Source organism: Bacillus cereus group sp. BfR-BA-01331, from assembly GCF_022663915.1.
GTDB classification, from domain to species: Bacteria; Bacillota; Bacilli; order Bacillales; family Bacillaceae_G; genus Bacillus_A; species Bacillus_A mycoides.
In genome coordinates this window covers 72,499-84,409 of sequence record NZ_JAKUGJ010000009.1, presented here as the reverse complement: position 1 = coordinate 84,409, position 11,911 = coordinate 72,499, and the positions used below count along the sequence as shown (strand labels likewise).

The following is an 11,911-nucleotide window of genomic DNA, read 5'->3' as shown; positions in this document are numbered from 1 at the left end:
CCTCGCTGACTGCGAGGTTATTTTTTATTCCCAAACAAGATTAGGAAATCACCATATCCTTCTTTTTCTAAATCTTCTTTTTGAATAAAGCGTAGCGCTGCCGAATTAATACAATAACGAAGGCCGTTTTGTCCTGGGCCGTCTGGAAATACATGCCCAAGATGTGAATCTCCTTCTTTACTTCTCACTTCCGTACGCGTCATATTATGGCTAACATCCATTTTTTCTTTCACACTAGCTGACATAACTGGTTTCGTAAAACTCGGCCATCCACACCCACTATCAAACTTATCTAAAGAAGTAAATAACGGTTCTCCTGAAACGATATCTACATAAAGACCTTCTTCATTATGATTCCAATACTCATTTCGAAATGGTGGTTCTGTACCATTTTCCTGTGTTACATAAAACTGCATCTCATTGAGTTTTTCTTTTAAATGAGTATTATCTTTTGGCCAATGTTGTTTAATAAACGCATCTCGTCCTGAGCCCTTACGGTATAACTCGTAGCGGAATGTATTTTTCTTATGATACCCTTGATGATATTCTTCAGCTGAATAAAATGTAGAAGCTGGTAATAGTTTTGTCGCAATTGGCTTTGAAAAGCGCCCACTCTTTGCAAGCATTTCTTTTGAAGCCTCTGCTTTTTTATGTTGTTCTTCATTATGATAAAAAATTACCGTTTCATAAGACTGCCCGCGGTCGTGGAATTGTCCCCCTATATCAGTCGGGTCAATTTGTCTCCAATATATATTTAACAACTCTTCATATGGCATTTTATTTGCATCAAATGTAATTTGTACTGCTTCATAATGCCCAGTTGTTTCCGAGCACACTTCTTTATACGTTGGATCCTCTTTATGGCCACCTGTATAGCCTGAAACAACCTGTATAATCCCTTCCATCTCTTCAAATGGCGAAACCATACACCAGAAACACCCTCCGGCAAACGTAGCTAACTCTATCTTTTCATTTACAGCCATTATTTCACCCCTATTCTATCTTCTCCTTACAGTATGGCATAAGGAACGTCATGTTATAAAAGAAAAAGCATCGAACATCGATGCTTTTTCTTTACTTCAATTTATTTTTTTCAACGTCCTTCTCCATTTCATCACTTGTCACATCTAAGACATCTAATAAGAAAATGAAGATTGGAATACCGATAATAAGTCCCCACACACCTAAGAAATGCTCAGAGAAAATTAATACCATAAATGTGTAGAAGATTGGTAAGTTTGTTTTTTGAGACATAAACTTCGGATTTAATACATAGCTCTCAAGTGCATGAATTACTGTTACGATAACTACAATATAAACGACATACATAATACCGCCAATATTGTAAGCAATCATACAGAGTGGGAATAACGAGATAATAACACCCGCCACTGGAATTAAACCAAGCAAGAAAATCATTAACGCTAAACCTAGTAATTGCGGGAATCCTAATATCCATAATGCAATAACAGATAAAACACAGTTAACAATTGCAATTAAAAATTGTGCTTCGATTACTTTTCCAAATGAACGTGCAAATTTCTTTCCGAAATACTCTATTTCGTTATAGAAAATTGCAAGTCGGCTTTCTTTAAATTTCGAAGTAAAAGCAACGATACGTGCTTTTTCAAGTAAGAAAAATAAACTTAAAATTACAGAAAGTAAAACTTGAAGGCCAAATTTCCCAACATTCGTAATAGATTTATACAAAATGTCTACGCCTTGCCCCACATATTTAGAAAGCTCCATATGATTAACAGCATTAACTGCATACTTAATTAATTCACTATCAGGTGGATTTCTTAAAAATACATTAAATTGATAAATCAATTGTGAAATTTGTATTGTTAATACCGGTAAATATTTAAATAGCGTAATGGCAATTCCCGCCACTAACATTACATATAAAAGCGCTATAATAATTTTTCGATTAATTGGCATGAAATGATCTAATTTACGAGAAATAAACTTTTGGAATCGATCCATTAAATACGTCAACATAAACGTAATTAAAATTAAATTTAACATACTTTGCATCCCATACAATATGAGAGCAAGTAATACTAATACGATTAACCTCTGAAATCCTTTGCTTTGAAACAGGTTTTTTATTTGCATAATCGACGAGTACTCTCTCCTGTCCTATAAAGTAAAACGTTAACAAGTAGATCTCTCTCTATTTTCTACTTATAATTATCCTTTAATATTAAAGCCATTGCGAGCAATTTATATTCAACCCTAACCACCCGTTAATTGTGCTATATATTATGTTATTTCTTATTTTACAATACAATGACCTATTTCAGAACGCATTATACGTAGTATTAATGAAGATTTAAGGAAACTTTTATCCTTCAATAGGTCTTACCACTACTGTAACATAAAAAGCAAGCTATCAGTAGAAATCCGTCCTACAAATAACTTGCTTTTATATTTTTTTAGTAAGTTTTATCATCCAATAAACGGCATGAACATTGGAATAACCACCACTGTTACGACACCAACCACTGTCACAGCGATACTGGCCATAGCTGCTTCTACTTCACCCATTTCGATACCTACTGCAACCCCTAACGCATGTCCTGCTGTTCCAAGCGCTAAACCTTTAGCAATCGGATGTTTAACTCTAAATGTTTTTAAGAATAAAGCTCCTAATGCGTATACGATAACTGCATTAAAGATAACTGCAAATGATGTAATTGCTGGAATACCACCGATACTTTCAGAGATTGGTAATGCAATTGCTGTTGTTGCTGCCTGCGGTAACATTGAGTTCATTACAGCTGTATCTAGACCAATTGCTTTTGCGACAATGAACACAACAACCACTGAACAAATAGATCCAACCACGATAGCCGATAAAATTTGCCACCAATATTTTTTTAACTTATCAACTTGTTTATATAATGGAATTGCAAACGCGATTGTTGCTGGTTCTAAGAAGAAGCTAATCATTTTTCCGCCAGTATTATATTCTTCAAAAGTAAAGTTACCTACTTTTAGAAAGACAATCCCTAATACCATCGCTACGAATAATGGTGTGAATAAGAAGAATCCTTTTGAATGCTTAAATAATAATGTTCCGATTCCGTATGCGATTAATGAAACGACGATCCCGAAATATGGAGTCATTGTGCTTGCCATGTTCATTCCCTCCTAACAATATATACTAAATTGGTTACGCAACTTTTCCGTGCTTGCGTCCTTTATTTACTACTTTCAATTCTTTCGTATCTTCTATTTCTTTATCGTCTTTTCCTAAAATAAATTGTGCAAATAATCCTGTTACAGCGAGTAAAATAATCGTTGCGACAACAATTACAGTTAAAATTTGTACAAAATATTGTCCCATTACACCGAGAGAATTAATAACCGAAATACCTGATGGAACGAAAAGGAATCCGATAATACCTGTTAAAGCCGTTCCGAGTGATTCAACTTGTTCCAATTTAATAACTTTTAAACATAATAGGCTAAATAAAATAACTAATCCGATCACCGATGAAGGCATCGGAATTGGTAAATGCGTTGCAATAATATTAGAAACTAACATAATAGCTGAAAATATGAATGCTTGTGATAAGAAACTATATACTTTTTTCGTACTCATTTTGGCCACCTCTTTCGATTTGGTACCTTTATTGTATAAGATAAAAACAAAACTGTAAGCGTTTACATAACAGAACGTCAAATATACAAAATTAGTTACAAAAATGGGCAGACGAAATACAAAAAGCTGCTTCTTAAATACGAAGCAGCTTTTTAAGTTCTTTTGCATATGTACGGCTAACCGGGACTTGGGATCCCTCTTTCATAATTAAGTTATAAGTCGAATTAAACCACGGCTGTATCTCAGAAATATGATTAATATTAGCAACGAAACTACGATGAACACGCATAAAAATTGTGTGTGGTAATTTCTTTTCCAAAATGACAAGCGTATCATGTGTTACATATGTTTCTTTCATTGTTTTTACAGTTACTTTCCCATCTACAAGCCCTACATAAATAATATCTTCAATGTTAACAAGTACAATTGATTCCTCAATTGGTAATGCTAATTTATGCATCTCGGCCGTTACATCTACACTCTTTACATCTTGCTTTGTTTCTAACTTTATTTGCTTTTGTTTTTTATATTTCTTTAATGTCTGTACGATACGTTCTTCATCAAATGGCTTTAAAATGTAATCTAACGCATCTACTTCAAATGCTTGCAATGCATATTGATCATAGGCAGTAGCAAACACAATTGAAGGTGGGTTTTTCATTTTCTTTAATATATTTGCGATTTCAAATCCATTATCATCAGATAACTGAATATCTAGAAAAACAATATCTGGTTTGTTTTTCATTAATTCTTCTAATGCATCCTCTACACAATCCGCCTCACCAATTATCTCTACTTCTTTTGTTTTCTCTAATAAATATTTCAATTCATCCCGTGCTAACATTTCATCATCAACTACTAATACTTTTAACACTCCGTTTTTCCTCCTCTACTTTTTTCGGAATCACAAAGAGGATCTTTGTCCCTTGCTCTAATTCACTTTCAATTTGAAGCATTGTCTCTTTCCCAAATAACCCGATAAGTCGTTCATTAATATTATATAAGGCTGTTCCCGTCCCTTTCTTTGATGGAACTACCATTTTTCCTAATTGCTCTAGACGTTCACTCTCAATCCCTTGTCCATTATCCTTTACTTCAAAGTGAACCATCCCTTCTTTTTCAAACACATGTACCTCGACTTGGCACACTGGCTGCTTTTTCGGAAAAGCATGGCGCAATGCATTTTCAACTAATAGCTGAAGCACAAATGGTGGAACTAAAGTCACCTTTAGTGCCTCTTCAATGTACATCTTCACTTCATACTTATTCGGAAATCTCGCTTGCTCTAACGATAAATATGCATGTACATGATTCAACTCTTGTTCTAATGGAATAAGTAATTGTCGTGCCCCTTGCAAATTACAACGAAAATAAACGCTAAGCTGCAATAATAATTTTCTCGCTTTCTCTACATCTGTTCGGCATAAAGCTGATACTGTATTAATTGCATTAAATAAAAAATGCGGATTGATTTGTGCTTGCAACGCTTTTATTTCGGCATCTTGCAATAACTTACTTTGTAACTCAGCTTCACCTAACTCAAGCTGTGTGGAGAATATTTTCGCTAGCCCTTCCGCTAACTCTTCTTCAACACGACTTAATTGATTAGGGTTTTTAAAATAAAGTTTTAATGTTCCTATCGTATTTCCATGTGAAGTTAATGGAATAACAACTGCCGCTTGTAATGGACACCCTTCATGTTGACAATTAATAATCTCACGTGATTTTGCCTTCATTATTTTCCCTGTTTTTAATACTTCTTTTGATAAACCTGTTATTAAACTGTGTGAAGGAATATGATGATCTGATGCTAACCCAACGTGAGCTAAGATTTCCTCTGTATCTGTTAAGGATACCGCATCTGTTCCCGTAAAGCGGTGAATAATTTGTGCCACATGTTTACAAGACTCTTCTGTTAACCCTTGGCGGAAATATGGTAACGTCTTATCAGCAATTCGTAATACTTTATGCGTTTGCAAAGCTTTTGCGTTTTCTTCTTGTCGTAAAATAGCTAGTATCATCGAAAGTAAAATGAAACTGCCAAAACTATTTACAAGAATCATCGGTAGCGCAATTGTTTTCACAACACTAAGTCCATCTTCTATAATTAATAGAATCATAAGCATTTCTAAAGTAACGATAAAAACACTTAAAATCGCAGAAAATTTAGGAGTAATAGTACGGTTATATTTTTTGAAAATGTATCCAATATAACCTGTTATAATCCCAGCCAAAATTGATGAAATTGCACAACTTACTGCCGTCGTCCCGCCAAGCATATAACGATGAATACCCGCAATAGAACCTACTCCAATTCCGACGATAGGACCGCCAAGCAATCCACTAATTCCAACACCCATGATTCGTGTATTCGCAATTGTGCTGGATGATGAAACACCTTGTAACCAATTTTCATTCATAATAGTATTTCCTGCTATTTCAATCCCTGTGTAATTGCTTACAATTGTAAACACTGAAAAAATACAAATAAGCTTAAACTTATCTACATATCCGTCTTGCTTATGAAGAAGACGCCGGAACGTTTTAATATGAGAGAGTAAAAATCCTAAAATAACAATAAGTCCGACGCGTTCAATCATCATAAGTACTAAATTTAGCATCTGTGATTCATTCCTTTTTATATTAGTTAGTTTTATTATGGGAAAATAATGAAGCGTGCGTCAAGGAGAATGAAATGTTTTTTGAAATATTTTACACATAACTATCCCCTCTTTATTTGACAATCTAACAGAAGAGTGCTAAAAATAAAGTAATATAATACAGTCCTTTAACCCAACCCCGTGAGGTTGAGAAGGAAGTCGGAATATACTATACGTATGGTCTTTTTTAGGGATACGTATGCTTTTTTGGCCTTCTCATCATATCAGGTGAGAAGGCCTTTTGTTATTCTTCCATAGTGACTGTAGAAGAAAATAAGGAGGAGTAATGATGAACGTCACTACTAATGTACAATCAACAACAGAGGAGACGAAAGAGAAAAGATATAAAACATTGTTTGGTTCTGCGCTAGGATATGCAGCAGAAGGTTTAGACATGTTGCTCTTATCTTTCGTACTCGTCTACATTTTAAAAGAATTTCATTTAAGCCCTATTGAAGGTGGAAACTTAACATTAGCTACCACAATAGGAATGCTAATCGGGTCTTATTTATTTGGATTTATTGCTGATTTATTTGGGCGTATCCGTACGATGGCCTTCACAATCTTACTATTCTCACTAGCAACAGCACTTATTTATTTCGCAACAGATTATTGGCAATTATTAATTCTTCGCTTTTTAGTTGGAATGGGAGTTGGTGGTGAATTCGGGATTGGGATGGCCATCGTAACTGAAACATGGTCTAAAGAAATGCGCGCTAAGGCGACATCCGTTGTTGCACTTGGATGGCAATTTGGCGTACTAGTCGCTTCACTCCTTCCGGCATTTATCGTCCCGCATTTCGGATGGAGAGCTGTTTTCTTATTTGGACTCATTCCCGCTCTACTAGCTGTTTACGTCCGCAAAAGTTTAAGTGAACCGAAAATATGGGAACAAAAACAACGATACAAAAAAGAATTGTTACAAAAAGAAGCTAAAGGTAATTTAACAACTACTGAGGCAGAACAACTAAAGCAAATGAAAAAGTTCCCACTTCGAAAGTTATTTGCCAATAAAAAAGTAACGATAACAACAATTGGTCTTATTATTATGTCATTCATCCAGAACTTCGGATATTATGGAATTTTCACATGGATGCCAACTATTTTAGCGAATAAATATAACTACACATTAGCAAAAGCAAGCGGCTGGATGTTCATCTCTACGATCGGCATGCTAATTGGAATTGCGACTTTTGGTATTCTAGCCGATAAAATTGGTCGCCGTAAAACTTTTACAATCTATTATGTCGGTGGTACTATATACTGTCTCATTTACTTCTTCTTATTCACAGACTCAACATCGTTGTTATGGGGAAGTGCATTGCTTGGATTCTTTGCCAATGGCATGATGGGGGGATTCGGAGCAATTTTAGCTGAAAACTATCCCGCTGAAGCTCGCTCGACAGCAGAGAACTTTATTTTCGGTACAGGACGTGGGTTAGCTGGATTTGGACCTGTTATTATCGGCTTACTTGCTGCAGGTGGTAATTTAATGGGAGCATTATCTCTCATCTTCATTATCTATCCAATCGGTTTAGTTACAATGCTATTATGTGTCCCAGAGACGAAAGATAAAGTATTAGAATAGATTGAAACTGTACGAAATGTTTATCCAAATACTGTCCCCTCAGGAAAAGTATTTGGATAAATGGCAAAGAGGAAGCATCTCAAATGAAATGCTTCCTCTTCTTATATAAATACAATTATTTATTTTGATTTACTAGCTTTTTGGAACAAGAAGCTAGTTTTATCTTCTTCTTTTACAATACCTTGTTTTAACGCTAATTCCCCTGCGACTTTAGGCGCTAGCCATAGCATTGGGAATAACAGAATAGATACCGGAACAGCCGTCACTACAATGAAGGATTGTAAGGCGTTAATACTTCCCTCACCCATATATAAAAGAATCGCCGCAACTGCGCCCATAATAAGCGACCAAAAAACTCGCAAACTAATTCTAGGATCTCCATCTCCAGTCACTGCCATTGAAATCGAATAAGCCATTGAATCTCCTGTTGTCACTACAAATAAAATTGTTAATAAAAGAAATGCAGGTCCAATAATATTAGATAGTGGCAACTGCTGCGTAATTGCAATCATAGCCGCTGGCATACCAGATTCACTTAATGCGGTCGAGATAGAACCAGGATTCATTAACTCATAAAACACACCTGATCCCCCTAGTATAGTAAACCAAAACGTTGTAATAATAGGTGCAATAATTCCAATTGCAACGATGATTTCTCGGATTGTTCTTCCTCTTGAAATTCGGCTCACTAAAATTGCCATCATCGGTCCATATCCAATAAACCATCCCCAGAAAAAGATTGTCCACGATCCTAACCAAGCTGTATCACCACGATATGTGCTCATTGGAATAAATTCATTTATATAAAATCCAAACGAAGAAACAAATGAATCGATAATAAATCCACCTGGTCCAAATAGTAATACAAATACCATTAATAGAACTGCTAACCTAACATTTAAATTACTTATAATTTGAATCCCTTTATCAATTCCTGTTACCGCAGATATAGTAGAAACAGCTACTACACAAACAATAATGGCTAATTGAGTAGTAAACACATCAGGAATGTTAAACAATGCTTGTAACCCATAACTTGCTTGCAAGCCTAAAAATCCGATTGGACCAATCGTCCCTGCAGCTACTGCAATAATGGCAAATACATCAATCATCGTTCCAAGCCAACTCTTTCGCAATTTCTCTCCAAAAATAGGATATAAAAGCGTTCGAGGCTTTAACGGCATACCTTTATGATAATGCCCGTACATCATAACTACCGCACTAATTGTACCTAAAATCGTCCAAGCCAGGAAACCCCAGTGCATATAACTTTGTGCTAAAGCAGGCATGACTGCTTCTTGCGTTCCAGCAGTTATACCTTCATGTATTGGTGGCACCGTCATCAAATGGTACATCGGCTCTGCGGCTGCCCAAAAAACGCCACCTCCAGCAAGTAATGTAGACATAATAATAGCGAGCCATTTTGTCGTACTAATCTCAGGTTTTTCTAGCCCCCCAAGTTTAACTCTCCCATATTTTGAAAACGCCATACACATTGCAACAACAAATGTACCAATTAATAAAACCTGCCAAAAGGCACCAAAATATTTAATTGAAGCTGCAAAACTGCTATTAATGGCTCCCTCTACGTAACTTTTATTTAAAATAACTGCAATTACAAATAATAAAAGTGAGCCACCACTAATAAGAAATACAGGCCAATCCGTTTTTCGACTCTTCATCCTCATTTACACTTCCTCCTTCCTCAGCAATCTAAAAAAACAACTTTATTATGTTTTCTTGTTTACACCCAAAACACAATGATTATATAAGAATAATAATTCATCAATTTCCTACACGCTTATGTTGTCCCTAAAAATATGCTAAATCCCTTATTTAAAAGAAAATTTCTATTCCTATTACATAAAAAAGCAAAACAAAAGACCTTATATTTCTATAAGGTCTTCGAAACAGAAATTTGATTATAACATAAGGAACTCCTTGGTTCAAAAAGCCCTTTCCAAAAATAACCGATAGTAAAGGCTTCCATTTGCTACGTAACAGTAATTAAAAAAAATTATATTTTGCAGAAAAAAAAACTATACTAGCTATTATTTATGAAAGAAATTCGGCTTCAAAATTTCATTTGGATACGGTTTATGATAAATATGAGTGGTAGCTGGCGACAACGGTGGAATGAGCCACACCCAATTACCTGTTACAACCCGTCCACATGCCGCTTCCTGCTTCTCAAATTGTTGAAATTGTTGTGCAGCTGTATGGTGATCCACAATACTAACTCCTTGTTTTTTAAAAGAATGTAAAACAGCCACGTTTAATTCAATTAGCGCCTTGTCTTTCCATAACGTACCGTTTCTCGATGTATCGAGCTTCATCATCTCCGCAACAGCCGGAAGTAAATTATAGCGATCATGATCCGCTAAGTTACGAGCCCCAATCTCCGTTCCCATATACCATCCATTGAACGGGGCTGCCGTATAAGAAATACCGCCAATTTCTAAGCGCATATCTGAAATCATTGGAACCCCATACCATTTTGCTCCAAGTGACGAAATCGGGTATTCTGGGTGTTCAATTGGCACTTCTTTTACTTCTTCTCTCGGAATTTCTTTATATATAGGTGCCTTCCCGTTTATAGAAAACACAAGTGGCAATACATCGAAATTCGTACCTTCTCCTTGCCAGCCAAGTTCCTGACAAAAATCCGTAAACTCAGTGGAATGAGAGTCACCAATCACTCCCATTTCTGTTTTATATCCTGCATACCGAATCAATTGGTGATTATAAATTCGTATATTATTTTCTTCACCTTGATATTGCTTAAAAATTGTAATTGTCGGTTTAACTTTCCCATCGTTCGTTGCATATTTAATATGATGAATTAATGCATTGTATACACCTTCCTCATCATTTACTTCACGTGCATCTAATATGTGCATCTTACTCCAAAATAGTCTTCCGATACATCGATTACTATTGCGCCATGCCATTCGTGATCCATGAACAAGTTCTTCAAATGTATGCTCATACGTCCCCGTCTTCTCTATTTCAATTTGAATTTCTTTTATTCTCTCTTCTATGAATTGTTCTTTATTAAGCTCTTTATAGCAAACCGTAATAAAATGACTCGCTTCCTCTATTAATTGTTTCGTTTTACTCATAAACGATCTCCTTCTATTTCAACAAAACGTTACTACTTTACAGTATAAGCAAAAAGAATAAGAGTCACAAATGAAAGTCGAAGTGTTACTTTTATTGTAATATTTTTCAGAAAATTAAAGAGATTACTATTGACTTGTATAAAAAATAGGTGTATTTTTGACTCAGGTAAATTTTTTTTACCTAGACCAACTTTTTTTAATAAGAAAGGAGGGAATGTTATGTCTTCATTTCAATTGCCAAAGCTTCCATATGACTATGATGAACTAGAGCCATATATCGATAGCAACACGCTTTCTATTCATCATGGAAAGCACCATGCGACATACGTAAATAACTTGAATGCCGCTTTAGAAAACTATACGGAATTACATAATAAATCTTTAGAAGAGTTACTATGTAATTTGAAAACTTTACCAAAAGAAATTGTTACAGCTGTCAGAAATAACGGTGGTGGACATTATTGTCATAGTCTTTTTTGGGAATTAATGAGCCCGCGAGGTGGCGGTGAGCCTAATGGAGACGTTGCAAAAGTAATTGATTATTATTTCAATACCTTTGACAACTTAAAAGATCAACTTTCCAAAGCAGCTATTAGTCGTTTTGGAAGTGGCTATGGATGGCTTGTTCTGGACGGTGAGGAACTTTCCGTTATGAGTACACCCAATCAAGATACACCTTTGCAAGAAGGTAAAATTCCATTACTCGTCATCGATGTATGGGAACACGCCTATTATTTAAAGTATCAAAATCGGCGTCCAGAATTTGTTACCAACTGGTGGCATACGGTGAACTGGGACCGGGTAAATGAAAAGTATTTACAAGCAATTCAATCACAAACACATTAGTCGTGCGTATAAGGTAAATTTGGTAATGTAAAATTAGTATTGTCGAAATCCTCCAGAATCCCCCGGATTGCCACCGGGGGATTTA

10 protein-coding genes are annotated in these 11,911 nt (G+C 35.5%); 2 read left to right on the top strand and 8 right to left on the bottom strand.

Translation table 11 applies throughout. The annotated features are described in order from the left end of the window. Window positions 1–17 precede the first annotated feature (17 nt). The 6 genes from msrB to lytS all read right to left on the bottom strand — a co-directional run bounded on the left by msrB (window position 18) and on the right by lytS (window position 6,231). The gene (msrB, locus tag MR155_RS17725) at window positions 18–983 is read right to left on the bottom strand and encodes a peptide-methionine (R)-S-oxide reductase MsrB (RefSeq protein ID WP_242310741.1); all 966 of its coding nucleotides are present in this window, start codon (window positions 981–983) and stop codon (window positions 18–20) included. Window positions 984–1,074: 91 nt separating this feature from the next. Further along, a complete protein-coding gene (locus MR155_RS17720) occupies window positions 1,075–2,118 on the bottom strand; it encodes an AI-2E family transporter (protein WP_113936131.1) in 1,044 nt (347 codons plus the stop codon). A 333-nt stretch (window positions 2,119–2,451) separates the two neighbouring features. Further along, window positions 2,452–3,144, bottom strand: coding sequence for an antiholin-like protein LrgB (lrgB, locus tag MR155_RS17715; protein WP_000168872.1), 693 nt, complete (start codon window positions 3,142–3,144; stop codon window positions 2,452–2,454). Window positions 3,145–3,178: 34 nt separating this feature from the next. After that, a complete protein-coding gene (gene lrgA, locus MR155_RS17710) occupies window positions 3,179–3,610 on the bottom strand; it encodes an antiholin-like murein hydrolase modulator LrgA (protein ID WP_000104908.1) in 432 nt (143 codons plus the stop codon). A gap of 133 nt (window positions 3,611–3,743) precedes the next feature. Then, a complete protein-coding gene (locus MR155_RS17705; RefSeq protein ID WP_242310739.1) occupies window positions 3,744–4,484 on the bottom strand; it encodes a LytR/AlgR family response regulator transcription factor in 741 nt (246 codons plus the stop codon). Continuing rightward, window positions 4,462–6,231 carry a two-component system sensor histidine kinase LytS gene (gene lytS / locus MR155_RS17700; protein WP_002089899.1) on the bottom strand — a complete coding sequence of 590 codons (1,770 nt, stop codon included), beginning with the start codon at window positions 6,229–6,231 and terminating at the stop codon, window positions 4,462–4,464. The genes MR155_RS17705 and lytS overlap by 23 nt, the downstream gene beginning before the upstream one ends. A gap of 328 nt (window positions 6,232–6,559) precedes the next feature. On the opposite strand from lytS, the gene MR155_RS17695 reads away from it, so the two are divergent. Next, window positions 6,560–7,858, top strand: coding sequence for an MFS transporter (locus MR155_RS17695; protein ID WP_242310737.1), 1,299 nt, complete (start codon window positions 6,560–6,562; stop codon window positions 7,856–7,858). 119 nt (window positions 7,859–7,977) lie between these two features. On the opposite strand, the gene MR155_RS17690 is transcribed toward MR155_RS17695, so the two are convergent. Continuing rightward, complete coding sequence (locus MR155_RS17690; protein ID WP_002143945.1) at window positions 7,978–9,546, bottom strand: BCCT family transporter; 1,569 nt, start codon at window positions 9,544–9,546, stop codon at window positions 7,978–7,980. Window positions 9,547–9,909: 363 nt separating this feature from the next. Beyond that, window positions 9,910–10,980 (bottom strand): nitric oxide synthase oxygenase, encoded by a 1,071-nt coding sequence (locus MR155_RS17685; RefSeq protein ID WP_215588653.1) that lies wholly within the window; start codon window positions 10,978–10,980, stop codon window positions 9,910–9,912. 219 nt (window positions 10,981–11,199) lie between these two features. Between MR155_RS17685 and sodA the strand changes: the two genes are divergently transcribed. Further along, complete coding sequence (gene sodA, locus MR155_RS17680) at window positions 11,200–11,826, top strand: superoxide dismutase [Mn] (RefSeq protein ID WP_061673849.1); 627 nt, start codon at window positions 11,200–11,202, stop codon at window positions 11,824–11,826. The last annotated feature ends 85 nt before the right edge of the window (window positions 11,827–11,911 follow it).

What these genes read in the sequence shown, in the direction of transcription:
- msrB (WP_242310741.1), bottom strand. Translation starts at nt 983, where the DNA reads ATGGCTGTAAATGAAAAGATAGAGTTAGCTACGTTTGCCGGAGGGTGT.
- MR155_RS17720 (WP_113936131.1), bottom strand. Translation starts at nt 2,118, where the DNA reads ATGCAAATAAAAAACCTGTTTCAAAGCAAAGGATTTCAGAGGTTAATC.
- lrgB (WP_000168872.1), bottom strand. Translation starts at nt 3,144, where the DNA reads ATGGCAAGCACAATGACTCCATATTTCGGGATCGTCGTTTCATTAATC.
- lrgA (WP_000104908.1), bottom strand. Translation starts at nt 3,610, where the DNA reads ATGAGTACGAAAAAAGTATATAGTTTCTTATCACAAGCATTCATATTT.
- lytS (WP_002089899.1), bottom strand. Translation starts at nt 6,231, where the DNA reads ATGCTAAATTTAGTACTTATGATGATTGAACGCGTCGGACTTATTGTT.
- MR155_RS17695 (WP_242310737.1), top strand. Translation starts at nt 6,560, where the DNA reads ATGAACGTCACTACTAATGTACAATCAACAACAGAGGAGACGAAAGAG.
- MR155_RS17690 (WP_002143945.1), bottom strand. Translation starts at nt 9,546, where the DNA reads ATGAGGATGAAGAGTCGAAAAACGGATTGGCCTGTATTTCTTATTAGT.
- MR155_RS17685 (WP_215588653.1), bottom strand. Translation starts at nt 10,980, where the DNA reads ATGAGTAAAACGAAACAATTAATAGAGGAAGCGAGTCATTTTATTACG.
- sodA (WP_061673849.1), top strand. Translation starts at nt 11,200, where the DNA reads ATGTCTTCATTTCAATTGCCAAAGCTTCCATATGACTATGATGAACTA.